The 26,572-nt window shown below is 57.7% G+C and carries 22 protein-coding genes; 12 read left to right on the top strand and 10 right to left on the bottom strand.

The window, feature by feature from the left end; genetic code table 11:
• Positions 1-49: 49 nt before the first annotated feature.
• Complete coding sequence (locus BWI95_RS18185) at positions 50-964, top strand: N-acetylmuramic acid 6-phosphate etherase (protein ID WP_076769982.1); 915 nt, start codon at positions 50-52, stop codon at positions 962-964.
• Between the two features lie 260 nt (positions 965-1,224).
• Entirely contained in the window at positions 1,225-2,871 is a 1,647-nt protein-coding gene (gene mqo / locus BWI95_RS18180; RefSeq protein WP_076769981.1) for a malate dehydrogenase (quinone), read from the top strand.
• A gap of 38 nt (positions 2,872-2,909) precedes the next feature.
• On the opposite strand, the gene uilS is transcribed toward mqo, so the two are convergent.
• Positions 2,910-3,770: a UilS family quorum-quenching N-acyl-homoserine lactonase gene (gene uilS / locus BWI95_RS18175; RefSeq protein ID WP_054804204.1), complete on the bottom strand. Its 861-nt coding sequence runs from the start codon at positions 3,768-3,770 to the stop codon at positions 2,910-2,912.
• Positions 3,771-4,227: 457 nt separating this feature from the next.
• Between uilS and BWI95_RS18170 the strand changes: the two genes are divergently transcribed.
• Positions 4,228-4,965, top strand: a complete 738-nt coding sequence (locus BWI95_RS18170; RefSeq protein WP_156884925.1) for a S1 family peptidase — start codon at positions 4,228-4,230, stop codon at positions 4,963-4,965.
• A gap of 28 nt (positions 4,966-4,993) precedes the next feature.
• On the opposite strand, the gene BWI95_RS18165 is transcribed toward BWI95_RS18170, so the two are convergent.
• Complete coding sequence (locus BWI95_RS18165) at positions 4,994-6,757, bottom strand: sigma-54-dependent Fis family transcriptional regulator (protein WP_054804195.1); 1,764 nt, start codon at positions 6,755-6,757, stop codon at positions 4,994-4,996.
• 274 nt (positions 6,758-7,031) lie between these two features.
• Here BWI95_RS18165 and exaC point away from each other — a divergent pair, with 274 nt between their 5' ends.
• Both exaC and adhP read left to right on the top strand, forming a co-directional pair.
• Complete coding sequence (exaC, locus tag BWI95_RS18160; protein ID WP_054804194.1) at positions 7,032-8,552, top strand: acetaldehyde dehydrogenase ExaC; 1,521 nt, start codon at positions 7,032-7,034, stop codon at positions 8,550-8,552.
• 26 nt (positions 8,553-8,578) lie between these two features.
• Positions 8,579-9,610 carry an alcohol dehydrogenase AdhP gene (adhP, locus tag BWI95_RS18155; protein WP_054804193.1) on the top strand — a complete coding sequence of 344 codons (1,032 nt, stop codon included), beginning with the start codon at positions 8,579-8,581 and terminating at the stop codon, positions 9,608-9,610.
• A 670-nt stretch (positions 9,611-10,280) separates the two neighbouring features.
• Here adhP and gap read toward each other — a convergent pair.
• The 5 genes from gap to BWI95_RS18130 form a co-directional block, all read right to left on the bottom strand.
• A complete protein-coding gene (gene gap, locus BWI95_RS18150; protein WP_076769979.1) occupies positions 10,281-11,291 on the bottom strand; it encodes a type I glyceraldehyde-3-phosphate dehydrogenase in 1,011 nt (336 codons plus the stop codon).
• A gap of 78 nt (positions 11,292-11,369) precedes the next feature.
• Entirely contained in the window at positions 11,370-12,350 is a 981-nt protein-coding gene (locus BWI95_RS18145) for a GlxA family transcriptional regulator (protein ID WP_054804192.1), read from the bottom strand.
• Positions 12,351-12,465: 115 nt separating this feature from the next.
• Positions 12,466-12,723, bottom strand: coding sequence for a hypothetical protein (locus BWI95_RS18140; protein ID WP_054804191.1), 258 nt, complete (start codon positions 12,721-12,723; stop codon positions 12,466-12,468).
• 381 nt (positions 12,724-13,104) lie between these two features.
• On the bottom strand, positions 13,105-13,602 hold the full coding sequence (locus BWI95_RS18135) for a YciE/YciF ferroxidase family protein (protein WP_034812573.1): 498 nt from the start codon (positions 13,600-13,602) through the stop codon (positions 13,105-13,107).
• Positions 13,603-13,701: 99 nt separating this feature from the next.
• Positions 13,702-13,887: a con-10 family general stress protein gene (locus BWI95_RS18130; protein ID WP_034812569.1), complete on the bottom strand. Its 186-nt coding sequence runs from the start codon at positions 13,885-13,887 to the stop codon at positions 13,702-13,704.
• A 531-nt stretch (positions 13,888-14,418) separates the two neighbouring features.
• Between BWI95_RS18130 and fdhF the strand changes: the two genes are divergently transcribed.
• From fdhF to BWI95_RS18105, 5 genes are all read left to right on the top strand, one after another.
• Complete coding sequence (gene fdhF / locus BWI95_RS18125) at positions 14,419-17,391, top strand: formate dehydrogenase subunit alpha (RefSeq protein WP_076769978.1); 2,973 nt, start codon at positions 14,419-14,421, stop codon at positions 17,389-17,391.
• Positions 17,391-17,870, top strand: a complete 480-nt coding sequence (locus BWI95_RS18120) for a helical membrane plugin domain-containing protein (protein WP_054804190.1) — start codon at positions 17,391-17,393, stop codon at positions 17,868-17,870. Before fdhF ends, BWI95_RS18120 begins: the two co-directional genes overlap by 1 nt.
• On the top strand, positions 17,870-19,249 hold the full coding sequence (locus BWI95_RS18115; RefSeq protein WP_076769977.1) for a cytochrome ubiquinol oxidase subunit I: 1,380 nt from the start codon (positions 17,870-17,872) through the stop codon (positions 19,247-19,249). The genes BWI95_RS18120 and BWI95_RS18115 overlap by 1 nt, the downstream gene beginning before the upstream one ends.
• A gap of 1 nt (position 19,250) precedes the next feature.
• Positions 19,251-20,237: a cytochrome d ubiquinol oxidase subunit II gene (locus tag BWI95_RS18110; RefSeq protein WP_076769976.1), complete on the top strand. Its 987-nt coding sequence runs from the start codon at positions 19,251-19,253 to the stop codon at positions 20,235-20,237.
• 68 nt (positions 20,238-20,305) lie between these two features.
• Positions 20,306-20,515, top strand: coding sequence for a hypothetical protein (locus BWI95_RS18105; RefSeq protein ID WP_034812560.1), 210 nt, complete (start codon positions 20,306-20,308; stop codon positions 20,513-20,515).
• A gap of 228 nt (positions 20,516-20,743) precedes the next feature.
• On the opposite strand, the gene katG is transcribed toward BWI95_RS18105, so the two are convergent.
• Positions 20,744-22,933: a catalase/peroxidase HPI gene (katG, locus tag BWI95_RS18100; protein WP_054804189.1), complete on the bottom strand. Its 2,190-nt coding sequence runs from the start codon at positions 22,931-22,933 to the stop codon at positions 20,744-20,746.
• A gap of 263 nt (positions 22,934-23,196) precedes the next feature.
• On the opposite strand from katG, the gene BWI95_RS18095 reads away from it, so the two are divergent.
• Together BWI95_RS18095 and BWI95_RS18090 are read left to right on the top strand one after the other, a co-directional pair.
• The gene (locus BWI95_RS18095) at positions 23,197-23,946 is read left to right on the top strand and encodes an OBAP family protein (RefSeq protein WP_076769975.1); all 750 of its coding nucleotides are present in this window, start codon (positions 23,197-23,199) and stop codon (positions 23,944-23,946) included.
• Between the two features lie 17 nt (positions 23,947-23,963).
• Complete coding sequence (locus tag BWI95_RS18090; protein WP_054804188.1) at positions 23,964-24,797, top strand: MBL fold metallo-hydrolase; 834 nt, start codon at positions 23,964-23,966, stop codon at positions 24,795-24,797.
• A 45-nt stretch (positions 24,798-24,842) separates the two neighbouring features.
• On the opposite strand, the gene BWI95_RS18085 is transcribed toward BWI95_RS18090, so the two are convergent.
• Both BWI95_RS18085 and BWI95_RS18080 read right to left on the bottom strand, forming a co-directional pair.
• On the bottom strand, positions 24,843-25,721 hold the full coding sequence (locus BWI95_RS18085) for a manganese catalase family protein (protein ID WP_023479276.1): 879 nt from the start codon (positions 25,719-25,721) through the stop codon (positions 24,843-24,845).
• A 24-nt stretch (positions 25,722-25,745) separates the two neighbouring features.
• A complete protein-coding gene (locus BWI95_RS18080; protein ID WP_023479263.1) occupies positions 25,746-26,252 on the bottom strand; it encodes a ferritin-like domain-containing protein in 507 nt (168 codons plus the stop codon).
• Between the last annotated feature and the right edge of the window lie 320 nt (positions 26,253-26,572).

Genomic DNA, 26,572 nt, shown 5'->3' with positions numbered 1-26,572 from the left:
GCGCAAATACCCTTATAGTGTGTGGGGAACCTTTAACAAGGAGCAGGGTATGAGCAGTAAGCCAAACGGTTCAATGGAGGCGCGTCGTAATAGCCGCACGGGCGATATCGACCGCCTCGCCACGCTGGATATGCTGACACTTATCCATCAGGAGAGTGAAGAGGTCACGCAGGCGGTAACCGCCTGTCTGCCGGCGATCACCCGGCTGGTTGACAACGCCAGCGCGACGCTTAACCAGGGCGCAAGAGTGGTGCTTGCCGGGGCGGGTGCCTCGGGGCGGGCGGCAGTACAAACTGTCGAGGCGTTCGCGCCGGATAGCCAGCACGGGCTGCTGGCGTTAATGGCCGGTGGCGCACGGGCAAGGAAAACAGAGCAGGATCGCGCCGCGAGCGACTACACCTGCGGCGGTAACGATCTCAAGGCGCTGGGGCTAACGGCGCGCGATATGCTGGTGGTGCTGTCGTTAAGCGGCAAAACACCGTGGGCAAACGGGGCGCTGCAGCAGGCGAGGGCGCTTGGGGCATGCGTGGCGTTGATCACTCGCGCACAGGCGTGCGAAGCGGCGCAGTACGCCGATATTGTCATTGCGCCCGATACGGGAGCCGAAGCGGTAAGCGGTTTTGGCGAGCCAAAAGCGCAGCTGGCACAGCAGCAGATCCTCAGCATGTTTTCTACCGGACTGGCCATTCGTGGTGGGCGCGTTTACGGCAACCTGCGCGTCGACGTGGCACCGGTGAATCTGCACTGGGCCGAGCGGCAGATCGCCGTGGTGATGGCGGCAAGCAACTGCACACGTGAAGAGGCGAAACGTGCGCTGGCGCAGGCGAATAATGAGTGTCGCGCTGCCATTTTAATGCTGCTGACCGGCGTGAGTGCTTCGCGGGCGCAGGTTCTGCTGGCAGAGAACCATCGCCATTTGCGTCTGGCGATCGCTGGTGCAGAAAGTGAAAGAGTAGACGCCTGATAATCGCTATTCGGCCGCTGCGTGCGGCCGTTATTTATTTTCCATTTAATTGAAATACGCTAAATTTTATTTCTCCCCCTAAGATAAATTCCCGCCAAAATAAGTCCACACAGAGTGCGTCACTACTTTTTTTAATTAAAAAAAGCAAAGAGCAAATAAAAACAAAATTATTCTATTTTGTGAATGATATTTTAAATTAACGTAAAAATACGTTAATATGCGTCACCACGAATCACTTGTTGTTACCTAACCGAATAATTATGCCTGCAATGAAAAAAACAATTATTGCCTTCAGCGCCGTCGCGATGCTCGTCAGCTCTGCGACCAGTGCATGGGCGGAAGAGAACCAAAAAACCGACTTCCTGCTGATTGGCGGCGGTATCATGAGCGCCTCCCTGGGCACCTGGCTGCAGACCCTGCAACCGGAGTGGAAACAGGTGATGGTTGAGAAGCTCGACGGCGTTGCGCTTGAGTCCTCTAACGGCTGGAATAATGCCGGTACCGGTCACTCGGCAAATATGGAACTGAACTACACGCCACAGCGTGAAGACGGCTCCATTGATGTCACCAAGGCGCTGGAAATTAATGAACAATTTATGATTTCCCGTCAGTTCTGGTCCACCCAGGTGAAGCGCGGTATTTTAACCAACCCGCACTCCTTTATTAATTCCACGCCGCACATGAGTTTTGTCTGGGGCGATAATGTGGATTATCTGGCAAAACGTTATGCAGCGCTGCAGCAAACCACGCTATTCCAGGGAATGAAATTCTCCACCGATCACCAGCAAATTAAACAGTGGGCACCGCTAGTGATGGAAGGGCGCGATCCGCAGCAAAAAGTGGCCGCGACCTGGACTCCGGTCGGTACCGATGTGAACTATGGCGAAATTACCCGCCAGCTGATCGGTAGCCTGAAAAAGAGCAAAAACTTCTCGCTGCAAACTTCGTCTGAAGTTACCGATTTCAAACGTAATGCCGACAACTCCTGGCATGTGACGATCAAAGATGTGAAAAGCGGCGATGAGCACACCATCGATGCGAAATATGTCTTTATCGGTGCCGGTGGCGGCGCGTTGAAGCTGCTGCAAAAAACCGGTATTCCGGAAGCGGACAACTATGCGGGCTTCCCGGTAGGCGGCTCCTTCCTGATGACCGAAAACCCGGCTGTAACCAACATTCACCGTCAGAAAGTGTATGGTCAGGCTTCCGTGGGCGCACCGCCGATGTCGGTTCCGCATATCGATGCGCGCGTCATTGACGGTAAACGCGTGGTGCTGTTCGGGCCATTCGCGACCTTCTCGACCAAGTTCCTGAAAAACGGCTCCTTCTTTGATCTGCTGAGCACCACCACCACCAGCAACTTTATGCCGATGACCCATGTAGGTCTGGATAACTTTGACCTGGTGAAATACCTGATGGGTCAGGTGATGCTGAGCGACGACGACCGCTTTGAAGCGCTGAAAGAGTACTACCCGCAGGCACGTAAAGAGGACTGGAAACTGATCCAGGCCGGTCAGCGCGTACAGATCATCAAGAAAGATGAAGATAAAGGCGGCGTGCTGAAGCTGGGCACCGAAGTGGTGGTCGATCAGCCGAAAACCCTCTCTGCGCTGTTAGGCGCATCGCCGGGTGCCTCTACCGCAGCGCCGATTGCCCTGAACGTCATCAAGAAGATGTTCCCGGAGCAGTTCAACTCGCCGGAGTGGCAGAGCAAGATCAAAGAGGTTGTACCAAGCTTTGGTCAGCATCTGAACGGCAACGTCGCACTGACGCAGCAGGTGTGGGATGACACCGCCGCCGCGCTGGAGCTGACCAAGCCGCCGGTTATCGACATGAAAGACGCGCAGGCTGCAACGCCAGCCGCGCCGAAGAGCGAAAACGCGCCACAGCATGATATGGCGCTGTAAATAAGAGAGGCGCACCGCGGTGCGCCTTTTTTTATGCCCTACAGATGGCGGGCAAACCATGCGGTTTGCACCTTGCTGACACGCTCAAACGCCTCCCCACTATAGATATCGTAATGGCGCGCGCCGGCCTCTTCGTGCAGCGCTTTCTCTGCTGCTGCCACTGCGTCAAACAGCGCCCGGCCTTGTGCGGGCGGGTTGACGCTATCCTCAGCCGCAATTACTACCAGCGTCGGACAGCTCACCTTTGCTGCCCACTCAGCGGGGTGATAATTCAGCGTTTCGCGAACGGTTAAAAAGGGGATTTTGATATCCATCTGCGGGAAGCGGGTGCGGTTCTCCTCAAAGAATGCTTTTGATTCCGCATCGGAGAGCACGCGCGTAATCGCCACCATCATCTCTTTGCCGGTCGCCTGCTGTTTCTGCGCCATCTTATCCAGCGTGTCGATAAAGGCGCGCTTTTCGCCTTCATTCATATGGCCGGTGACGATCGCCTCACCGTCGGCAAACGCCAGCTGGCTGACCACGCATTTTATACGCGCATCCTGCGCGGCAGCGGCGAAGATGTGGCAGCCGCCAAATGAGGTGCCCCACACTCCGATGCGCCCGGCATCCAGCGCGGGCTGCTCGCCGACCCACGCTACAACCGAAAGAATATCCTCAATCTGCATAGCAGGCACCAGGCGTCCACGCTCCCCTTCGCTGTCGCCAAAGCCGCGATAATCGAAGGTGACTGTAGCAAAACCGGCCCTGGTAAAGGCCTCAGCGAAAGCTGGCAGCAGAATCGGCTGGATGCCGCAGAAGCCATGACATAACACGACGGTAGGATGGGGGCCTGTCGCAGCAGGCGTGCGCAGGGTAAGGGCAATACCATTGGCGAGCGAGTAAGTTGAAGTATCCATATAACTTATGATTTCCTTTTTATCATTTGTCTGAATAATCAAACGCTTAACGGTGAAGGGCCATCTTACCCGCCCGCGCTTTTTATCGCCAGATATCAATGCAGAGATAACCGGTTTTGCCATGCTGAAATATTTATCAGATGTCGGCATTAATAACGGAGCAGGGATGATGAGGCGTTAAATCATTTTGTACGCCTTGTGCGAAGTGTGGGTTGAGAATAATCGCAACAACAGGAAAAGTGTCTCTGTTTACTTCCCGCGCCGCACTTTATATATTTCACTCAGCTTTAAATCATCAATATGACCCGGTTAACAGAATTACGCTATTTCAAAAAAGGCGGCGATTATTGCTGCCCTGCGTGTGTGTCGGCCCTATTTCGGAGAAAACAGAGTGAACCCAAAAATTAAAACGGCGCTTTGCGTTGTCGCCGCGCTTTTGCCATTTGCCAGTGTAAATATGGCTTCAGCCAGTGACCGCATGGTCAGGATCGTCAACGGCACACCGGCGCAACCCGGCGAATTTCCTGAGTTTATCACCATCAACGCCAACAATACGCTCGCCGGGCACCGCTGCGGTGGCGTACTGGTTAATTCCCGCTGGATATTAACCGCCGCGCACTGCGCCACCACATTTGATTTAACCGAAGCCAATATTTTAATTGGCGCGGAGAGTTACCAGCCGCTAAAAATAAAAGAGAGTGTGCCGGTTGAGAAAGTTGTTGTGCACCCCTCATATGATGAGTCGACAATGGAGGGCACGGCAAAATACGATATCGCTTTAATTAAACTGGCCCGTGAAACCACCAGCACCGATTTTGCGCTGCTGGCCGGAAATAACCCGGGCGATGAGCCACCCGCAGCGCTGACGGATATTCCACTGACCGGCGTGGGTTTTGGCGTGAATGAAAATGGTCTGCAACCTAATGTGCTCTATAAAGGGCACCTGAGCGTGCTGCCAGATAGCCAGTGTATCGATGTCCCGCAGTTCTATCCGCCGACCTATTTCGAGCCGCAGATGCATATCTGTGCTGGTTACGCCACCGCCGGGGGCGATTCTGGCGGCCCGTTGTTTGCTGATTACAATGGCAGCCGTTACGTTGTCGGCATTGTCTCGCGGGATCTCATTCTGCCGGCGCAGCAGTTCACGCGCGTCAGCTACTATGCGGACTGGATCAATGCCACCGTTGCCGGGTAGAGCCTGGCAGGGGGAGCCGGGCTGCCGCTTAGCGGCCTGGCTGCTCCTTCTCCAGCCGCCGGTAGAGCGTGCTGCGCGAAATGCCCAGCTTCTTCGCCGCCAGGCTCATATTGCCCTGCGCTTCGGCAATCGCCTGCCGGGCATCGGCCTGCGGTGCTGTATCTGTTTTTATGGCGCTGACCGGTTCGCCCGGCAGATCGCTAAGCGTAATGCGATCGCCATCTTCCGCCAGCGCCATCAGTACGCGCAGCTGGCTCAGCAACTGGCGCACATTGCCGGGCCACGGTCGCTGCGCCAGTGCGTTGAGCACCTCATCGCTTAATGTCAGCCCGCGGCGGGCAGCACCCAGTTCATGCCACAATTTTTCAATAAAGCCCGGCAGGTGCGGCCATGCGCGCAGCGGCGGGATCGGCAGGTGAAACTCCTGAATGCGATAGAGCAGATCCTCGCGGAAGCTGCCGGCCTGCACGCGCGCGGCGAGATCCTGGTGGGTGGCACAAATCAGCGTGAAGTTGACCTCCATGCTGCTGTTGGCGCCGAGCGGCGTCACGCGCTTCTCCTGTAGCACGCGCAGCAAGCGGGTTTGCAGCGCCAGCGGCATATCGCCAATCTCATCCAGGAACAGCACGCCGCCATCGGCTTCGCGGCATTTACCGATATACCCCTTCGGGTTTGCGCCGGTAAACGCGCCGGGGACATAGCCGAAGAGTTCAGACTCAATCAACGGCTCCGGCAGCGCCGCGCAGTTGATGGCGACAAATTTCCCCTCATGCCACTGGCTGCGCTGAAAAAGCTCACGCGCCAGATGCTCTTTGCCGCAGCCCGTTTCACCCGTAATACACAGGGCGATACCGGCATTAACGATGCGCAGCGCTTTCTCTTTTTCGCGCGCCATGTGATCCGGCTGATACACCGTACGCGGCGCGCTGTAGCGCCGGGCGGGCAGCGTCTGGCGGGCAAAGTAGTGGCGCGCGTGGCTCGATTCGAGGGCGCACTCACCGGCTTTTGCACTGAAACCGGGGAAGAGGGTGTCGATCTCCATCGCGCCAAAGTGGTTGGCGGTAAGGGAAAACTCCTCCATCGCCAGCCGGTTCGCGCCGAGCAGGGTGTTCTCTTCAAAAATAAGCAGCAGCTCCTGCGCGCTGCCGAGCACCGCCCGATCGTGATGCAGGCTTAACAACCACCGGTTTGCGCCGAGCGCGCTGCTGGCCCAGCTATGTTCAATCTGGCACACCGCACGGCGGATCAATGCCGAAGCATCGCGGCGCGGGGTCTGAGCCGGGGTGGAGAGATCCAGTACGCCAGCAATCTGCCCATCGGGGCGAAACACCGGCGCGGCGGAGCAGAATAGCCCGGCGTTACGGCTGAGAAAGTGTTCGCCGCCGGAGACTTCGCAGTGGCACTGTAATGCCAGCGCCGTGCCGATGGCATTGGTGCCGCGCGCGTGTTCGCCCCACAAATGGCCCGGCGAGAGGGCAAAACGCTGCGCTTTATGCAGAAAGTCGCTATTCCCGTAGGTCTCCAGCACCAGGCCGGTGGCATCGGACAACACCAGAATCGACGGATGGCTGGAGAGTTGCGGACGCAGGCGCGCCAGCAGCGGGGCGACCAGGTGGTTCACCCAGCCATTCTCCGCGCGGGCGTCATTGAGCAGAGAGGAGGCCACCCAGGGCTGCACGTCATCATCCCGGGTTAATCCATAACGTGAACTGCGCTGCCAGGAATCTTCCAGTTGATGTGGCAGGCTGACCTCGTGCGAGGCGGGGGACAACGATCGGGCGCGTGATGGCATGTTACTCTCCGATAATTGAAATGTTGCAATTGTGTATCACATGAGTGTCGCGTATGTAGCGACATGCAACACACTTCCCGTAATCGCCATCACACTTTTTTGTTACCCCACTTTGCATTCCCATAATGAAAATTTTATTACTCATTGATTTTTATAATATTTTACCTTTTTTTGTTGACGACATGTAAGCGGTTGGCATAACAACTGCTTATATGCTTCTGTCCACCACGATGTGAGACGCCTCTTCTGTACCGATAATAACGAGGAACACCTTATGAAATATCTGCACCCTGGCCTTGATGGCGCGAAAGTCTCTTATAAGCCGCGTTATGGCAACTATATTGGCGGCGAATTTGTCGATCCGATTGAGGGCCGCTGGTTTACGAATACCTCGCCGGTGACCGGAGAGGTAATTGCCGAGTTCCCGCGCTCCGGGTCGGAAGATATCGAAAAAGCGCTCGACGCCGCCCATGCCGCCGCCGAGAGCTGGGGCAAAACCAGCGTGCAGGATCGCGCCAATGTGCTGCTGAAAATTGCCGATCGCATCGAAGCCAACCTTGAGCTGCTGGCGTTAACGGAAACCTGGGACAACGGCAAGCCGATTCGCGAAACGCTGGGTGCCGATATTCCTCTTGCTGTCGATCACTTCCGCTATTTTGCCGGCTGCGTCCGCGCGCAGGAGGGGACAGCGGCAGAGATCGACAGCAATACCGTCGCATACCATATCTATGAACCGCTCGGCGTGGTCGGGCAGATTATCCCGTGGAACTTCCCGATCCTGATGGCCGCCTGGAAGCTGGCGCCCGCGCTGGCCGCCGGTAACTGCGTGGTGCTGAAACCTGCTGAGCAGACGCCGCTGGGCATCTGCGTGCTGATGGAAGTGATTGGCGATCTGTTGCCGAAAGGTGTGCTGAACGTGGTGCACGGTTTCGGTATGGAAGCGGGCGAGCCGCTGGCGCGCAGCAAGCGCATCGAGAAGATTGCCTTTACCGGCTCAACGCCGATTGGCCGCCACATCCTGGCCTGCGCGGCTGAAAACATCATCCCCAGCACCGTCGAACTGGGCGGTAAATCCCCCAATATCTACTTTGAAGATGTGCTTAATGGCGACGCCGAGTATATCGATAAAGCGATCGAAGGGGTGGTGCTCGGCTTCTTCAACCAGGGCGAAGTCTGCACCTGCCCGTCGCGCGTGCTGGTGCAGGAGTCCATCTACCCGCAGTTTATTGAAAAAGTGATTGCCCGCATGGAGAACATCCGTAAAGGCGACCCGTTCGACACCGACACCATGATTGGCGCGCAGGCATCCCAGGAGCAGTACGATAAAATCCTCTCCTACATCAATATCGCCCGTGAAGAGGGCGGCGAAATTATCGCTGGCGGCGCGCACCTTGAGCATGGCGATAAGCTGGAAAAGGGCTACTACATTCAGCCGACGCTGATCAAAGGCCACAACAAAATGCGCTGCTTCCAGGAGGAGATCTTCGGGCCTGTGATCGGTATCACCACCTTTAAAGATGAGGCGGAAGCGCTGCAAATTGCCAACGATACAGAATATGGCCTCGGTGCCGGGCTGTGGACGCTGGATATCAACCGCGCGTGGCGTATGGGGCGTGCGATTAAAGCGGGTCGTGTCTGGACCAACTGCTACCACCTCTACCCGGCGCATGCGGCGTTCGGCGGCTACAAAAACTCAGGCGTGGGGCGTGAAACCCACAAACTGGCGCTCAGCCACTATCAGCAGATCAAAAACCTGCTGGTCAGCTACAGCGGTTCCCCGCTGGGTCTCTATTGATTATCCATCAGCATGAGGGTGAAAGAATGCAACTGAAAAGCATGAAGGCCGCCGTCGTGAAGGCGTTTGGTCAACCGTTGGTGATTGAAGAGGTGATGGTGCCTGCCGTGGCACCGGGCAAGATCCTGGTCAAAATCGCTGCCACCGGCGTGTGCCATACGGATCTGCACGCCGCGGAAGGTGACTGGCCGGTAAAACCCAACCCGCCGTTTATTCCGGGCCATGAGGGCGTTGGCCATGTGGTTGCGGTGGGCGCAGGCGTGACGCATATCAAAGAGGGCGATCGCGTCGGCGTGCCGTGGCTCTACTCGGCCTGCGGGCATTGCGAACACTGCCTCGGCGGCTGGGAGACGCTGTGCCATGGCCAGCAGAACTCTGGTTACTCGGTTAACGGCAGCTTCGCCGAATATTGCCTGGCGGATGCTAACTACGTCGGCATCCTGCCGGATAATGTCGGTTTCAACGAAATCGCGCCGATTCTCTGCGCCGGGGTGACAGTCTATAAAGGGCTGAAGATGACCGAAGCCTCCGCCGGGCAGTGGGTGGTGATCTCCGGGATTGGCGGGCTGGGGCATTTAGCCATTCAGTATGCGGTGGCGATGGGGATGAATGTCGCGGCGGTCGATATTGACGATGAGAAACTGGCGTTTGCCCGCCGTCTTGGGGCGTCAGTGGTGGTAAATGCCCTTAACGAAGATCCCGGCACGCGTTTTCACGAGGAGTTTGGCGGCGCGCACGGCGTGCTGGTCACGGCGGTGTCGCCGAAGGCCTTCGCGCAGGCCACTACCATGATGCGGCGTGGCGGCACCATGGTGCTCAACGGTCTGCCGCCAGGCACGTTCGATCTGTCGATCTTCAATATGGTGCTGGATGGCATTACGGTGCGCGGGTCGATTGTCGGTACGCGTAAGGATCTGCAGGAGGCGCTCGATTTCGCCGGGCGCAACAAGGTGCATGCCGAGATCGCCGTGGAGCCGCTGGAGAACATCAACGACATTTTCGATCGTATGCGCGCCGGGAAGATCACCGGCCGTATTGTGGTGGATATGGCGATGTAAAAATTGCCGGATGGCGCGTAAACGCTTATCCGGCCTACAGCAACGAAGCCGCCATCCGGCGATGGGGTTGGTATGTGGCTTTGGTGGATGGGTTCCGTTCACCAGGCATTGGGGAGTTTCATTGATCTCTTATGCGGTGAACGGGACAAGGGGAGCGGCCGCGCTCCCCTTGTCAATCCCCGCGGCCCCGCGAGGAAATCGGTGCTGCGCACTGCGCTCACCTCCCGCGCGTCTGACGGCGGCCGGCTCGACTCGACTTACTCGTTCCATGCTGGAACGAGTCCATGTCTCGGTTCGCCTCTGTCCGCCATCCATGGCGTCCAGGCCTTGTCATTCACGCTTCGGTTCGCCGATTTCAGCGGGGGTCAACACCGTCGCTGCGAGACCGCAGGTAAATGCAATGAAGGTGTCGCTGTAGGCGCGGTTTTGTAGGCCGGATAAGGCGAAGCCGCCATCCGGCAAGGGTGCAGCGGAGATAATGCCGGATGGCGCGTTACACGCTTATCCGGCCTACGCGGTTTCAGTGGCTCCGTTTTTGTAGGCCGGATAAGGCGAAGCCGCCATCCGGCAATCGGTGCCGCGGAGAAATTGCCGGATGGCGCGTTACACGCTTATCCGGCCTACGCGGTTTCAGTGGCTCCGTTTACGTAACCGCCATCCGGCAATCCGCTTATAGCCCGCGTTTCGCCATCAGTGCCGCAAGCTCCACCAGCCGGTTGGAGAATCCCCACTCGTTATCGTACCAGGCGAGGATTTTCACCATATTGCCGCCAATCACCAGCGTTGAGAGCCCGTCGATAATCGATGAACGCGCATCGCCCTGATAATCACTGGAGACCAGCGGCTCATCGCTGTAACCGAGGATCCCTTGCAATGGCCCGGCGGCAGCGGCTTCGCGGAAGGCGTTATTCACTTCATCTGCCGTCACATCGCGCTTCAGGGTTACGGTCAGGTCAACAATCGACACCACCGGCACCGGCACGCGTAACGAATACCCGGTCAGGCGACCTTCGAGCTCCGGGATCACTTTCCCCAGCGCTTTCGCCGCGCCGCTGGAGTAGGGGACAATTGAGAGCGCCGCCGCACGCGCACCGCGCAGATCTTTCTCTGGCTGGTCGTGCAGCGCCTGGCTGTTGGTGTAAGCATGGGTGGTGTTCATCAGGCCATGCTCAATGCCAAAGTGCTGGTGCAGCACCTGGGCGGCGGGAGCCAGGCCGTTGGTAGTGCAGCTGCCGTTGCTCACCACGAGGTGTTTTTGCGGATCGTACTGCCCATCGTTCACGCCCAGCACAATGGTTAAATCGTCGTTTTTACCCGGCGCGGAGATAATCACCCGCTTTGCGCCGCCGCTGCTGATATGTACCGCCGCTTTCTCACGGTCGGTAAAAAAGCCGGTCGCTTCGATCACTATCTCTGCGCCCACCTCGCGCCACGGGATCGCTGCCGGATCGCGCTCGCTAAACACGCGGATCGTTTTGCCATCAACCCGCAGTTCGCCTTCGCCCGCCTCAACCGGCACCGGGAGTGTGCCGGAAAGCGAGTCGTACTTCAGCAGGTGCGCGAGGGTTTTACTGTCGGTGAGATCGTTAATCGCCACGATCTCAACGTCTGCATTGCCCAGCGCTGCTCGTAACACGTTGCGGCCGATACGGCCAAAACCATTAATGCCAACCTTAACCATGATGCTCTCCTTCCAATCGGGGTCTGCATTCACTGTAGGCCTGGCATCTTTTGGCGTAAATGACAAAAAAGGATCACTTTACGCCAAAGTGCGGCGGTGGAAACGCTGGCGATATTCGCCGGGGGTGAGGTGCAACTGGCGCTCAAAGGTGCGGCGCAGGTTGATGCTGCTGCCAAAGCCGGTTTGCAGGGCGATGCGCTCCAGCGTGTCGCGGCTCTGCTCAAGCCTGTCGCGCGCGGCGGCAAGGCGCGCTTCGGCAACATAACGCGCCGGGGAGATGCCGGTTTCGCGGGTAAAGACGCGGGTGAAATTGCGCGGGCTCATCGCCACCTGTTCGGCCAGCGCCTCAACGCTTAAATCCGCCGCGAGGTTTTGCAATATCCAGCTTTGCAGCGTGCTGATTGGCCCGCTGTTTTCGGCCTGTTGCAGATGGTAGCGGCTAAACTGTAGTTGCCCGCCGGGGCGGCGCAGATACATCACCAGATCCTGCGCCACATCGCGGGCGAGGGTAAACCCGTAATCCTCTTCCACCAGCGCAAGGGTAAGATCGAACCCGGAGCTGACGCCGCCGGAGGTCCAGACCGGGCCATCCTGAATATAGAGCGGGCCGCTTTCAACCGTGATAGCGGGGTAACAGCGCTGCATCGTCTCCAGCAGCCGCCAGTGTGTTGTCGCCCGGCGGCCATCCAGCAGACCCGCCTGCGCCAGCAGCATCGCACCGCCGCAGATGGAGACCACGCGGCGCGCATGGGGAGCGGCAAGACGCAGCCAGTCCACGACCGCCGTGCCTTCCTCTTCGTCGTTACCGCGACCGGTGATCATAATGGTGTCCCAGGGCTTGCGCGGATCGATCTCCGGCAGCCGATGGTCGGCTAACAGGTTTAAACCGGACTGGCCATGGATCACCGGGTGAGGTTGGGTGGTGGCAATACGCAGGGTATAACGGGGTTCACCGGTGCCGTCCGGGTGCAGGCGATTGGCCTGCATCAGAATGTCGGCAATACCGGCGGATTCAAACAGCATGCCGCCATCAGGCACAATAATCAGGAAGGTTTTCATGTCCTGAAAAGTACGCTGATAACAAAATAAGTCAACCAGCGGAGCGAAAAATGCCCGGCGTATAAAGGCCGGGCAAGTCAGGCAAGGCACATAGCGGGAGGGTCTTTACCCTCTGTTACTCATGTTGTTCAGCCAGCTCCTTCACCTGCTGGCGATTCGCCATCCTTGCGACGAGGTATTGCTGGAGCGGATCGAGCTTCGGTTCACGGTGTGCGCGTGGCAGTGCTTCTTCATTACTGGCGACCACCTGTACCGGTACGAAGGGTTTTTCCAGGCGAGTACGTTCAAACTCATCCTGCACCTGCCAGCCGAGATCGGCGCTGGTGCGCGAATTAACACGGACATTCCTTACACGTTTCAGGTTCTGTTGCATATCTTGTTCCTCATCGGTGACGACAGCCTGTCTGATTGCGAATCGAGGTGCCGACATTGCCGCAATATGTTCCAGGAGTGGTGATCGTAAAGACCACGCCAGTAAAAGAGGTATGCCGTTGTAACACACCGTGCATCCTGAAATAATTCAGTACGGCTAATCAAAGTGCTAAATCAAGGAATTAGGTCATTCTTATAATAATGACCACGCAGGTTATCGACGTTAATTTATCGTGCAATAACAAGAGTTCGCCTTGCCTGACTTTTGCCGTACCGTTTACCTTGGTGTGCGCATACTCTTTTGGCTGATAACGCCTTTAAATTGACCGCAGATTAACTCACTGTCATTTAAAGCGGTTATCAGCCACAACGAAGCGGGAAATTATTCCACTTCTGCTTTCTGGTTAATTTTGCTGGTGGCGATTTTAGTCAGGAGATTATCGGTATTTTTCTCCTCTTCCAGGGTTTGCGCCAGCAGCTCAGCTGCTTTCTTATAGCCCAACTGTTTTGCCAGCGTGCAGAGCGTGCCGTAAGAGGCAATTTCGTAGTGCTCCACTTTTTGCGCGGCGGCAATCAGGCCCGCATCGCGCAGGGTGCCTTTTTCGCTCGCTTCGATCACTTCGTTCGCTTCTTCAACCAGACCTTCCATCGCATGACACTTCATACGTTTCAGTTTCACGTTAGCTTCTGCTTCCAGCAGCATATCGATACGTTCAATCTGACCATGGGTCTCTTCGAGGTGCTGTTTAAATGCCTGCACCAGCTCAGCGTTAGAGGCTTCGCGCGCCATTTTGGTCAGTGCGCGCGCCAGCTGCTTCTCAGCGCTGTAAATGTCGGATAAACCATGAATAAAAAGGTCGTTAAGCGTATTAATCTGCATAATATCCACCCAATAATAGCGTTAAAAATAGCGAGCCATCGCTGGCTCGCCAGTTATTAATCTTTAATTTCAAAGCAGTGATTTTCCATCACGGCAATATTAGTTATTGCCGGATTTACGGCCGCCGCTGTGGCTATTCTGGCCGCCTTTTTTACCTGCTTCGGAAGCGCGCTGCGGATCGTTTTTGAAATTACCGCCGCTCTGTTGACCGCCTTTGCGGCCTGCTTCTGATGCCTTTTCACGATTCTCGGCGAAATTACCTGAGCCACCACGATGTTCAGCCATAATATTTCTCCTGTTTCGTTGTTTCAGTGTAACGACACTTTATTTGTGAACAGTGTCGCCAGCGTTCGTCATTAAATTTAGACCCGCTTGGGGAATAGTCAAACGGCAGGGGGAAGGCGGAAATTAACAAAAATATAATATCGTTTAAGAGGATATATTTTAATTAGACCAAACGGTCATCTGAAAGGCATCTTTAAAATAAGTGACTTAGCGAAAAGTAAAACCCATTCCGAATAATAACTTGCGAAACTATCGGCGTTGATTGTCACAAAACATTCTTGCGCTGCGCTTTTTTTGACAAAAATTTACGTTTGAAGGGGCGTGATATATCATTTTTGCTTATGGTTTTGAGAGAAATCTTAGGCTTACGAATAAATATATCGTGGCCGTTTGGCTCAGCGGGGCGGCAGGGTCTACGTTTAAACCTTAATAACCGATACGCCACCCGAACAGGGGCGACGAGCCGCACTGTTACGCGCGGTCGATTGCTCCGGGAGTGGACGTACAGCCCTTTATTGGTGAGGAAGTAACATGAGCCTGCAAAAATGTACCGTCATTTATGATGGTAAGCCCCTTATTGGCCCGGCGGACATGCCGCTGATCCCCTTCCTTGAACACTGTAATGTGAAACTGCCCCATGTCTGTTACCACCCGGCGCTCGATCCGCTGCAAACCTGCGATGTCTGCTGGGTGGAATCGGAAGGGGAGCTGGTACGCGGCTGCACGCTGCGTAGCCGTGAAGGCATGGTGATTAATTCAGCGAACGAACCCGCCCGCGCGGCGCGCGAAGAGGGGATGGATCGGCTACTGGCAAAACATGAACTCTACTGCACCGTCTGCGAGCACAACACCGGCGACTGCACGCTGCATAACACCGTAGTGGATATGCATATCCCGATTCAGCGCTATGCCTTTGAGCGCAAACCCTATGTCAAAGATCACTCCAACCCCTTTTACACCTACGATCCCGATCAGTGCATTCTCTGCGGCCGCTGTGTGGATGCCTGCCAGAATGTTGAAGTGAATGAAACCCTGAGCATCGATTACACCATGGAGCACCCGCGCGTGCTGTGGGACGGCGGCACACAAATTGCCGGTTCCAGCTGCGTCAGCTGTGGGCACTGCGTCACGGTATGCCCCTGTAATGCGCTGATGGAGAAGAGCATGCAGCCCGACGCCGGGCCGTTCACCTCGATGCGCCAGTCGCTGAAGCGCCCGCTGATCGACATCATTAAAACCCTGGAAAACTCCACCGGGGCGGAGATTATCTCCGGCGTCTCGGTGATCGATACTCACCTGCGCCAGCAGGAGATTAAACGCACCAAAACCGTCTGCACCTACTGCGGCGTTGGCTGCTCCTTCGAGATGTGGACCCGCGATCGCCACCTGTTAAAGGTGCAGCCGAGCGTCGAAGCGCCAGTGAACAGCATCTCCACCTGCGTAAAAGGCAAATTCGCCTGGGACTTTATCAACAGCCCGGAGCGCATCACCACACCGCTTATCCGCGAACACGGGCGCTTCCGCCCGGCAAGCTGGGACGAGGCGCTCGATCTGGTGGCGAAACGTCTCCTCTCCATCCGCGACAACGCTGGCGCAGAGAGCATCGGTTTTATCGGCTCCAGCAAAGGCAGCAATGAAGAGGCCTATCTGACGCAGAAAATTGCCCGCGCGATTATTGGCACCAACAGCGTTGATAACTCCTCCCGCTACTGCCAGAACCCGGCGACGGAAGGGCTGTTTCGTACTGTTGGTTACGGCGGCGATGCCGGTACCATTGAGGATCTCATCAAGGCCGATCTGGTGATCATTGTTGGCAGCAACACCGCTGAAAACCACCCGGTGATCGCCTCGCGTCTGAAAGCGGCGAAAAAGCACCACGGCCAGCAGTGGCTGGTGGTCGACCCGCGCCGTCACGAAATGGCCGAGCGCGCCGATCTGCACTTGCGCATTCAGCCCGGAAGCGATCTCGCCTGGGCCAGCGCCATGTCGCGCTACATGTTTGATAACGGCTATGCCGATGAGGCGTTTCTCGCCAGTAGAGTCAATAAGGTGGAGGAGTACCGCCAGTCCCTTGCTCCATTCACACTTGATTTTGCCGCCGAACAGACCGGCTTATCGCCCGAGCTCCTCACCCGTGCCGCCGATATGATCGGCAAGGCCGGGCGTGTCTGCATTATGTGGGCGATGGGCATCACGCAGCACAGCCACGGTGCGGATGCCAGCACCGCACTCTCCAATCTGTTACTGGTGACTGGCAATTACGGGCGGCCGGGCACTGGCGGCTATCCGATGCGCGGACATAATAATGTGCAGGGGGCGAGCGATTTTGGCTGCCTGAAGAACTTCTACCCTGGGTATGAGTCCGTCAGCGATCCCGCCGTGCGCGCGAAATGGGCCAACGCCTGGGGCGTGCCAGCGGAACGGCTCTCGCTGGAGGTGGGGGAGGACAACTTTATGATGGTGAAGATGGCGCGTGAAAAGCAGATCCGCGCCATGTATGTAATTGGCGAAGATACCGCCTTTGCGGATGCCGATGCCCACAGTGTGCATGAAGGCTTCACTGACCTCGACTTTCTTGTGGTGCAGGATCTCTTTCTCAGCCGCACCGCGCAGTTTGCCGATGTGGTGCTGCCCGGCTGCCCGAGCGTGGAAAAAGAGGGTAGCTTTGTGAATACCGAGCGGCGCATCCAGCGCTTCTACCCGGTGATGCCACCGCTTGGCGACAGCCGCCCGGACTGGCAGATCCTCACCCAGCTCGCCGCGCGTATGGGCTATGACTGGGGGTATCAACACCCGCAGGAGATTATGCATGAGGCGGCGAGCATTGCGGAGAGCTTCGCGGGCGTCAGCTATCAGCGCCTTGACGGGTGGAAATCGCAAATCTGGCCGGTGAAGGCGGATGGCAGCAGCACGCCGCTGCTCTATACCGAGCGCTTCAACACGCCGGATGGCCGCGCCAACCTCTACCCGTTAAGCTGGAGTGCGCCGGAAGAGAGTGCCGATGAGGAATACGATCTGCATCTTAACAATGGCCGCATGCTGGAGCATTTTCAGTCGACCAACCAGAGCGGGCAGGGCGGACGCACCACCAGCCTGTCGCCAAACTGGTTTGTTGAGGTCAGCCCGACCCTTGCCGCCGCGCGCGGTTTGCAGGAGGGAAGCTGGGTGAAACTCACCTCCCGACGCGGTGAGATCGACGTGCCGGTGGTGATCACCGATCGCGTGGCGGGCAACGAACTCTTTATCCCCATTCATCACGGCAAAGAGGGCGTCAACGTCCTTACCGGCGAGCACCACGATCCGCAGGTGAATACCCCGGCTTATAAAGAGCTGGCGGTGCGCCTGACGCTGCTCGATCGCCCGCCGCTGCCCGACCCGCTACCGAAACACAATTTCCGCCACGGCAGCCGCACGCCGATTGATAAGGTGCCCGTCGAAGAGAAGTGGCAGCGCGACGACTACCGCCAGCCCCCCGCAAGCGAACCCCATCCGGAGAAATTTTAATGGCTAAAGCAATTGATTATCAGCCGGAGCCGGCCAAAATCGGCCCCGACGCCCATGAAGAGCTGGAGCGTTTACTCCAGACATTGCACGAACACGGCGTGCTGCGCCTCGCCAACGATGTGGTTGGTGCCAATAACGAAATCGCCGAGGTGTTGGTAAAGGGCCTGCAGCGCGAAGGCACGCTCAACGCCCTGCAAAATATCTCGGTGCTGCTGATGGCGCTCTCCAGCGTCTCGCCGGACAAAATGTACAAGCTGGCCTTTGGCCTGCGCGATATGGCCGAAGCCTTCAGCCAGCCGCCGTCGCAGGAGCAGCATAAAGCGCCGGGGGTGCACGGCGTATGGAAGATGTTGCAGGATGATGAGCTGTGGGGCACCGTGCAGCCGCTGTTACAGGGGCTTAAGGCCTTTTCGCGGCGCATGGAGGAGCCGGTGGATAAACCGATCTCCGCCTTCACCGGCAAACCCAGCGACGCGTAATGAGCCAGGAGTTCGCTCTGCTGCTGGCGCGCAGCCAGTTTGCCTTCACTATCGGCTTTCATATTGTGCTGGCGGCCTTCACCCTCGGCCTCGCGCTGTTTCTGATGTTTCTCGAAGGGATGTGGCTGTGGCGCAGGCAGCCCGTGTGGCTCTCGCTCTGGCGCTACTGGAGCAAGATCTTCGCCCTCAATGTGGCGGTCGGCGTGGTCACCGGCGTGGTGATGGAATTCGTTTTCGGCACCAACTGGAGCGCACTCTCCAGCCGCGCCGGGGCGATACTCGGGCCGATGATGTATATGGAGATCCTCGTCGCCTTCTTCCTCGAGGCAGGGTTTATGGGGGTGATGCTCTTCGGCATGGGCCGGGTGCGCCCGTGGGTGCACTTTATGGCTACCACCATTGTCGCCATCGGTACGCTGTTTAGCGCCTTCTGGATCCTTGCGGCCAACTCATGGATGCAGACGCCGGACGGTTACACGCTGGCAGCCGACGGGCGTTTCCTGCCCGTCGACTGGTGGGCGGCCATTTTTAATCCCTCCTTTCCGTGGCGGCTGGCGCATATGACGGTGGCGGCGCTGCTCGGTACAGCCTGCCTGGTGGCGGCCTGCGGTGCATGGCATCTGCTGCGCGACGCGCATGCCGCGCCTGCCCGCAAAATGTTCTCGCTGGCAATGTGGATGCTGGTGCTGCTGGCACCTTTGCAGGCGGTGCTGGGCGATCTGCACGGCGAGAACACCCGCGATCATCAACCGATCAAACTGGCGGCAATGGAGGGTGCCTGGGATCCGCCGCCAGCGGGCGAGGGTGAACCGCTGCGCCTCTTTGCGCTGCCGGATATGCAGGCGCGGCGTAACCATTACGAAGTCGCCATCCCCAACATTGGCTCGCTCTATTTGCGGCACAATTTGCAGGGGCGCATCCATACGTTGAACCAGTATCCGGCGGCGGATCTGCCGTGGGTGCCGGGGGTGTTCTGGGCCTTTCGCCTGATGGTCGGGCTTGGCCTGCTGATGGTAGCAACCGGCATTGCGGGGCTGGTGGTGCGCCTGCGCGGCAGATTGTGGCAGGCACGCTGGCTACAGCGTGTGATGGTGCTGATGGCCCCCGCGGGCTTTGTGGCGATGCTCGCTGGCTGGTGGGTCACGGAGACCGGACGCCAGCCGTGGACCGTGTACGGTGTGTTGCGCACCATGGATAGCGTCTCGCCGGTCAGCGGCCAACTGGTGCTCGGGTCGCTTATCGCCACCGTGCTGGTCTATTTACTGGTCTTCGCCCTCGGCCTGCGGTTTTTACTGAAACTGATGTCGCATTTGCCGACTGAGGATGAGCCGGGCGCGGCACCGGAAGTGGCGCAGCGTAGCGGAAAGGGGGAGCAGTAATATGTTAACGATCCTTGGTTTTCCCTGGCTTGAAACGCTTTCCGCTGTCGCGCTGGCGGGCAGTCTGCTGATCTACGTACTCCTCGATGGCACCGATCTGGGTGCCGGGATCCTTACCGGTTTTCAGCGTAGCCCACAGGCGCGGCAGGATATTAACCTCTCGCTGCTGCCGGTGTGGGACGGGAATGAAACCTGGCTGGTGCTGGCGGCGGGCGGCCTGCTCGGCCTCTTTCCGCTGGCTTACGCCATTGTGCTGAGCGCGCTCTATATTCCGCTGTTTGTGATGATGCTGGCGCTGGTGGTGCGCGGCATGGCGATTGAGTTTCGCCCCCATGCGCCACGGCTATTTGACGCGATGCTCGTTAGCGGCTCGCTCCTCACTGCGCTGGCGCAGGGCGTGGTGGTCGGCGCGCTGATGCAGGGGATCGCTACCGACGGGCAGCAGTTTACCGGCAGCGCGTTCGCCTGGCTGCGGCCTTTCCCCCTTTACTGCGGCGTGGCGCTGGCGCTGGGCTATGCATGGCTCGGCGCGGGCTGGCTGGTGTGGCGCATGACCGGCGAACTGCGCACATGGGCGCGACGCGTGTTGCCATGGCTGGCGCTGAGCGGCCTGGTGATGATTGCAGGCCTGCTGGTGTGGTGCGCGCAGTTACAGGAGAGCTGGCGGCAGCATCTGCTCAACCCGTTCTTGTGGGGGCCATCTCTTGCGGCGGCGCTTGCGGGCATGGCGCTGTTTGTTGTTGGCCTGCGCAAAGGGCGCGATTTTTTGCCGTTGCTCGGCGTGCTGGTGATGGTCAGCGTGGCGTTTTGCCTGCTGGCCTTCACGCTCTTTCCGTGGATCGTGCCGCCGCATCTTACTCTCAGCCAGGCGGCGGCACCGCCTGCCACGCAAACATTCCTGCTGATCAGTTATGGCCTGTTGGTGCCGGTGACGCTGCTCTACAACACCTGGGGATTTCGTCTGTTTAGTGGAAAAATTGGCGGCTAGTTTGGCAAAAGCAGTCTATAAGAATAGGGGCGATGGTTTCTACAACGGCACTACGCGGAGAGGGCTTTATGTCCAGAGCAAAAGCGTACAACCTGAAACAGGCGTATCAGATGGCGACATCGGGCAAATATCAGCAGGTCGAGCTGGCATTTGATGTCGATGCCGATACCTTTTTTATGTTAACCACCAACTATGGTTTGAGCGGGGCGAAAATCGAACGCCACGATCGCCATTTTGTGCTGACGCTGGAGCAGGAGACCTCCCACACCTCGGGCTAAAATGCCACGCAACTGTCACACCGGCGTGACAATCATCCCTTTTAATGACCGCAAGCCTGCCGGAAAGCCTGCGGCTTGATCTGTTGTTACCCGAATTTTTGGCGGCTGCTTTGCCGCCGCACTTAACTCGTTATCACACACTTTTCCCGGCAGCCTGCCGGGATTTTTTTGCCAAAAAAAAGCCTGCGCCCCTTTTCAGGCGGCGCAGGCGTGTACGGTAATGCGAGCTTACAGCAGGTCGAAGCGATCCAGATTCATCACTTTCGTCCAGGCGGCGACGAAGTCGGTGACAAACTTCTCTTTGCCGTCAGCGCTGGCATAGACTTCCGCCAGGGCGCGCAGCACCGAGTTGGAGCCAAACACCAGGTCGGCGCGGGTGGCGGTAAACTTCACCTCACCGCTGCGACGATCGCGGCCGTCAAACAGTTCGCCTTTGTCGTCGCTCGCCTGCCAGACGGTGCGCATATCGAGCAGATTGACGAAGAAGTCGGTGTTCAGCACGCCCACGTTGTCGGTAAAGACACCGTGTTTGCTGCCGTCGTAGTTGGCACCCAGCGCACGCAGGCCGCCGACCAGCGCGGTCATCTCCGGCGCGGTTAAGGTCAGCTGCTGGGCTTTATCCACCAGCAGCGTTTCGGTGCTGACGCCATCCCAGACGCGGCGATAGTTACGGAAACCATCGGCCAGCGGCTCCATTAAGGCAAAAGAGTCGACGTCGGTCTGATCCTGACGCGCATCCACGCGGCCTGGCGTGAAGGGAACGGTGATCTGCACCCCGGCAGCGGCTGCGGCTTTTTCCACCCCAACCACACCTGCCAGCACAATCACATCCGCCAGCGACGCTTTGCCGGAGGTCTGCTGAATGCTTTGCAGGGCAGGCAGCGCTTTCGCCGCAATGGCATTCACTTCCCAGCCGTTCTGCGGGGCCAGCGCCAGACGCGCGCCGTTAGCGCCGCCGCGTTTGTCGCCACCACGGAAGGTGGAGGCCGACGCCCAGGCGACAGAGACCAGTTCGCTCACCGACAGGCCAGATTCGGCAATCGCCGCTTTCAGGCTGGCAATATCGGCACCGTTTGGCTGGTGCACTGCCGCCGGCAGCGGATCCTGCCAGATCAGATCTTCTTTCGGTACTTCCGGGCCAATGTAGCGTGATTTCGGCCCCATATCGCGGTGGGTCAGTTTGAACCACGCGCGGGCAAACGCTTCGTTAAATGCCTGCGGATCGTTAAGGAAGCGGCGGGAAATTTTCTCGAACCCCGGGTCAAAACGCAGGGTCAGATCAGTCACCAGCATTGTCGGTTTGCGTTTCTTCTCCGGGTCGAACGGATCCGGGATCACCGCTTCGGCATCGACCGCTTCAAACTGGATCGCGCCGCCCGGGCTGCGGGTCTGCACCCACTCATATTTGAACAGGTTCTCGAAGAAGTAGTGGCTCCACTGCGTCGGGGTTTGCGTCCAGGCCACTTCCAGCCCGGAGGTGATGGCATCTGCGCCAACGCCGCTGCCATAACTGCTGCTCCAGCCAAGCCCTTGCGCTTCCAGCGGCGCGGTTTCCGGGTCGGCACCGACATAATCCGGTGCATGGGCCGCACCGTGGGTTTTGCCCAGCGTATGACCACCGGCAATCAGCGCCACGGTCTCTTCGTCATTCATACCCATATTGCCAAAGGTCGCACGGATCGCGGCGGCGGCGGAGATCGGCTCCCCGCTGGCGTTTGGCCCTTCCGGGTTAACGTAAATCAGGCCCATCTCGGTCGCACCAATGGCGGCCTGCGCCAGGCTTTCCGGGTGGCGGTGGGTCAGCCACTCTTTCTCGCTGCCCCAGTCCACGTCCATATCCGGTTCCCAGACATCTTCGCGGCCTGCGCCAAAACCAAAGGTACGAAAGCCGGAGTTCTCCAGCGCAACGTTACCGGCGAGGATCATCAGGTCGGCCCAGGAGATCTGCTGCCCATACTTCTGTTTCACCGGCCACAGCAGGCGGCGGGCTTTGTCGAGGCTAACGTTATCAGGCCAGGAGTTGAGCGGGGCGAAACGCTGCTGACCACGGCCAGAGCCGCCGCGTCCATCAACGGTGCGGTAGGTGCCGGCGCTGTGCCAGGCCATACGAATAAAGAGACCAATGTAGCTGCCCCAGTCTGCGGGCCACCACTCCTGGGAGTCGGTGAGCACGCCGCGAATATCGGCTTTCAGGGCGCTGTAATCGAGTTGTTTAAAGGCTTCGCGGTAGTTGAACTGCTCGCCCAGCGGGTTCGAGCGGCTGGAGTGCTGATTTAACAGATCGACACGCAGTTGGTTCGGCCACCAGTCACGGTTGGTGGTAGGGCCGCTGCTTTTCGTTTCCGGCTTGCTGGCTTCATGATGAAACGGGCATTTGCCCATTCCGGCATCGCGGTTAGTCTCGTCTGACGTGCTCATAACTGGCTCCATTGGCTTACGTATGCCGCTACGATATCTCGCCACCATATTTAAAGGTACTTGGATGAATCTACGGATTTGATAGTTAATACCTTTCTTAAAAAACCGACCGCTTGGCACCACATTCCCGGATTATGGATGGGGATATATTGTGCAGCCCGCGCCACCGCTGCGTTTGTGCCGATCTGATTTGCCGTTTTCACTGGCTGAATAGCCGCAATGGGCTACCCTCATAACTCCAGATCATGATCAAAGGAGAGACAATGAAAAGGCTGGCCCTGTACCTCGTACTTCCCCTCGCTCTTGCCGGATGCAACGCCAATAACACCCCGCCGCAGACGCCGATCCCCGGTGAAAAAACCTCGGGTAAATTACAGACGCTGGAGAGCGGCGCAGCGGTGATGCAGTCCCGCCCGCCGATCGACGCCATCAGCACCTATCTCGACGGTTTCCACTTCTACAGCGGCAACCAGAAGGGGCAGATGGAGGCGCACCACTATGTCACGGTGTTAAATGAGGATGTGATGCAGGCGGTGATCTACGACGGCAATACCCGCGATGCGCGCCTGATGGGTGTCGAGTACATCATCAGCGAACGGCTGTTCAAGACCCTGCCAGCGGAGGAGAAAAAGCTCTGGCACAGCCATCGCTATGAGGTGAAATCCGGCAGCCTGGTCGCGCCGGGTCTGCCTGCGGTGGCAGATAAGGCGCTGATGAGCAAAATCGTCAACACCTACGGCAAAACCTTCCACACCTGGCACACGGATCGCGATAAAACCCTGCCGCTTGGCACACCGGCGCTGATGATGGGCTTTACCGCCGACGGGCAGCTCAACCCGGCGCTGCTGGTAGACCGCGATCGCCGCTTCGATATCAATACCGAAGCGATTAAAGCCGAGCGCGCCGATCTACCGGCTAACCCTGTCGCCAAAGGGGCAGATGCCTGGGAGCAGGGGAAAGCGGTACAGCTTCGCGTCGTCCCGGTCTCTGCAGGCGCAGCCCATTCTCACTGACTTTTCGGGAGGTCACGATGATCGTCCATCACCTTAACTGCGGGTGCATGTGCCCGCTTGGCGGCGCGCTGTATGACGGCTTCAGCAAAGGGCTGCATGCGCACCTGGTCTGCCACTGTCTGCTGATCGAGACCGACCGCGACGGGCTGGTGCTGGTCGATACCGGTTTTGGCCGCGAGGATATGCAGGCCCCACAGCGCCGTCTGTCGGGTTTCTTTCGCCTGATGAATAACATCCAGCGCCGGGATGAGCTGACCGCGCTGTCGCGCATTCAGGCGCTCGGCTTTAAGGCGGAAGATGTCCGCCATATCGTGCTGACCCATCTCGACTTTGATCATGCCGGCGGCCTGACCGATTTCCCCCATGCGCAGGTACACCTGATGCAGCAGGAGATCGACACCGCCCAGCAGCGCCACAGCTGGCTTCAGCGCGAGCGTTACCGGCCAGGGCAGTGGAGCGCGCGCTCCGGCTGGCACGGTTACGCGCCGCAGGGCGAAAGCTGGTTTGGTTTCGAGGCGGTGACAGCGCTGCATGGCCTGCCGCCGGAGATCCTGCTTATCCCCCTTGCCGGGCACACGCCGGGACATGCGGGTGTGGCGATCCAGCGCCCGGAAGGGTGGCTGCTGCACGGCGGGGATGCGTGGTTCTATCGTGAAGAGATGGGGCGTCCTGAACGCCACTGCACGCCGGGGCTGCGTTTTTACCAGTGGATGATGGGAATGGACAATCAGGCGCGCCGCGTTAACCAGCAGCGCCTGCGGGAACTCTCCTGCGCCCATCAAGCGGATCTGACGCTCTTTTGCAGCCACGATGCGCTTGAGCTGCGTGCATTGCAGCAGGGCCGGGCATAAAAAAACACACCCCGCAGGGGGTGTGTTTATTAACCGTAAGCAGAATTACTTTTTCGACTTCGGTTCGCCGGTTCCCAGTTCAAAACCGGTAATCGGTTCAACGGACGGGTCAGACATGGTGCGGTCGCTCATCGCTTTCACCATCGCCAGCTGTTCCGGCGTCAGCTGTACCGTGATCAGACCATCACCGCCATCAACAGCCGGCTGCGGATTGGCAACATACTCAAAGTTCTCGTCGCTGTTCCAGCTGCCGCGCGGATCATCGCCTTCCGACATGTTGTAGTAGACGTTGCTGTACTGCTCAATCGGCGGCAGTTTGCCCGGCGGGAAGTTGTTGCGAATCGAGTAGAGCGCTTTTTCAAACGACATCATATGCGCCACTTCACGGGTCATCAGGAAGCCGAGCGCATCTTTCACACCCGGATCGTCGGTGAGATTGATCAGGCGCTCGTAGATGATTTTTGCACGCGCTTCGGCGGCAATGTTAGAGCGCAGATCGGCTGTCACTTCACCGATGGTGTCGATATAGGACGCCGTCCACGGTTTACCCGCTGAGTTGGTCAGCGCCGGGCCACCGCCGTAGAGCAGGGAGGTGACATGGCTGTCGTTACCGCTCTGCGTCAGGGAACGATAGAGTTCCGCTTCGCTCTCGGTGCCTTCCGCCAGCGCACCTTTCGCGCCTTTGTTCAGCATACCGACCAGCGAGCCGATAATTTCGAGGTGGCTGAGTTCTTCGGTCGCGATATCCATCAGCATCTCTTTACGCCCGGCGTCATCATCACCCAGACCCTGAGTGAAGTAGCGGCACGCCGCGGCCAGTTCGCCCTGCGGTCCGCCAAACTGCTCAAGCAGCAGATTGGCAAGACCCGGGTTTGGCTCGCTAACGCGAACCGTATATTGCAGTTGTTTTACGTGACGAAACATTGCTTGCCTCCTGAATTCTAATAATTATTTTTTCGCTTCTACGCCATCCGCATCGCTGCGTAGCAGGAATTGAGCGGTAACGTCCGGAATATGATTCAGCGCCCATTCCGCCATTGCGACTTCTTCGGCAAGAATGCGTTTGAAAATATCTACGCTGGCGACATCGCCGGCTTTTTCCGCTGCGGTGATAAGGGAGGTGTAACAGGCAATCTCAAATTGCTCGAAGACGTAGCTGCTGATTGAACCTTTAACAACTTCATCCGGTGCAAACATGCCGCCGAAAGCCTGGCCCATGGCGGCCATTTTGCTGGTGGCATCTTTCATTACCGAACGATTAATATTATTGCGATCCATAACTTCTTCAAGTAATTGGATCTGACCCTGCGTTTCGGTTAAATGCTGGGCAATACGGGAACGCAGATCCGGGTAGTTATCGATACGCTCGCTCATGGACTTCAGCATCGACTCAGCCTGTTTTTCCATCGCATGGGCATCACGTAACCAGTCATGATAATTTTCTTGAGGTGTCATAATGTAATCCTTCTCTTCGTCGTTTTCGCGTAAGGGGAATTGTGTGCCAGCGTTTCGCTGTAGCACAGAAATATATTTTTGCGGTGATGATTTTTCGAATAACGAACCGGGAATGATTCGCCTTAGTCGTTAATTGAAATATGTGCAAGTCATCAGCTAATAATAATTTCCCTATGATCTAAAAACTCATCTCATTATTAAGCGAAGTTTTTTCGCACCCACAAATAAAACTAGCTGGAACTGCTCTTTAGTCAAATTACGCAGCGAAAAAACCCTTATTTCGCCGAGTTTGAGAACAATCTCAAAGCGGGTTATGCTTG

Source organism: Kosakonia cowanii JCM 10956 = DSM 18146 (assembly GCF_001975225.1).
GTDB lineage: Bacteria > Pseudomonadota > Gammaproteobacteria > Enterobacterales > Enterobacteriaceae > Kosakonia > Kosakonia cowanii.
Note: the sequence above shows the minus strand (reverse complement) of the source record. Positions and strands in the feature narration are given on the sequence as shown.

Excerpts from the sequence above, each read along its gene's own strand:
- BWI95_RS18080 (WP_023479263.1), bottom strand. The coding sequence starts at position 26,252 with ATGACACCTCAAGAAAATTATCATGACTGGTTACGTGATGCCCATGCG.
- BWI95_RS18115 (WP_076769977.1), top strand. The coding sequence starts at position 17,870 with ATGAGCCAGGAGTTCGCTCTGCTGCTGGCGCGCAGCCAGTTTGCCTTC.
- uilS (WP_054804204.1), bottom strand. The coding sequence starts at position 3,770 with ATGGATACTTCAACTTACTCGCTCGCCAATGGTATTGCCCTTACCCTG.
- exaC (WP_054804194.1), top strand. The coding sequence starts at position 7,032 with ATGAAATATCTGCACCCTGGCCTTGATGGCGCGAAAGTCTCTTATAAG.
- fdhF (WP_076769978.1), top strand. The coding sequence starts at position 14,419 with ATGAGCCTGCAAAAATGTACCGTCATTTATGATGGTAAGCCCCTTATT.
- BWI95_RS18145 (WP_054804192.1), bottom strand. The coding sequence starts at position 12,350 with ATGAAAACCTTCCTGATTATTGTGCCTGATGGCGGCATGCTGTTTGAA.
- BWI95_RS18165 (WP_054804195.1), bottom strand. The coding sequence starts at position 6,757 with ATGCCATCACGCGCCCGATCGTTGTCCCCCGCCTCGCACGAGGTCAGC.
- mqo (WP_076769981.1), top strand. The coding sequence starts at position 1,225 with ATGCCTGCAATGAAAAAAACAATTATTGCCTTCAGCGCCGTCGCGATG.
- BWI95_RS18120 (WP_054804190.1), top strand. The coding sequence starts at position 17,391 with ATGGCTAAAGCAATTGATTATCAGCCGGAGCCGGCCAAAATCGGCCCC.
- BWI95_RS18170 (WP_156884925.1), top strand. The coding sequence starts at position 4,228 with ATGGCTTCAGCCAGTGACCGCATGGTCAGGATCGTCAACGGCACACCG.
- BWI95_RS18130 (WP_034812569.1), bottom strand. The coding sequence starts at position 13,887 with ATGGCTGAACATCGTGGTGGCTCAGGTAATTTCGCCGAGAATCGTGAA.
- BWI95_RS18185 (WP_076769982.1), top strand. The coding sequence starts at position 50 with ATGAGCAGTAAGCCAAACGGTTCAATGGAGGCGCGTCGTAATAGCCGC.
- BWI95_RS18105 (WP_034812560.1), top strand. The coding sequence starts at position 20,306 with ATGTCCAGAGCAAAAGCGTACAACCTGAAACAGGCGTATCAGATGGCG.
- katG (WP_054804189.1), bottom strand. The coding sequence starts at position 22,933 with ATGAGCACGTCAGACGAGACTAACCGCGATGCCGGAATGGGCAAATGC.
- BWI95_RS18085 (WP_023479276.1), bottom strand. The coding sequence starts at position 25,721 with ATGTTTCGTCACGTAAAACAACTGCAATATACGGTTCGCGTTAGCGAG.
- gap (WP_076769979.1), bottom strand. The coding sequence starts at position 11,291 with ATGGTTAAGGTTGGCATTAATGGTTTTGGCCGTATCGGCCGCAACGTG.
- BWI95_RS18140 (WP_054804191.1), bottom strand. The coding sequence starts at position 12,723 with ATGCAACAGAACCTGAAACGTGTAAGGAATGTCCGTGTTAATTCGCGC.
- BWI95_RS18095 (WP_076769975.1), top strand. The coding sequence starts at position 23,197 with ATGAAAAGGCTGGCCCTGTACCTCGTACTTCCCCTCGCTCTTGCCGGA.
- adhP (WP_054804193.1), top strand. The coding sequence starts at position 8,579 with ATGCAACTGAAAAGCATGAAGGCCGCCGTCGTGAAGGCGTTTGGTCAA.
- BWI95_RS18110 (WP_076769976.1), top strand. The coding sequence starts at position 19,251 with ATGTTAACGATCCTTGGTTTTCCCTGGCTTGAAACGCTTTCCGCTGTC.
- BWI95_RS18135 (WP_034812573.1), bottom strand. The coding sequence starts at position 13,602 with ATGCAGATTAATACGCTTAACGACCTTTTTATTCATGGTTTATCCGAC.
- BWI95_RS18090 (WP_054804188.1), top strand. The coding sequence starts at position 23,964 with ATGATCGTCCATCACCTTAACTGCGGGTGCATGTGCCCGCTTGGCGGC.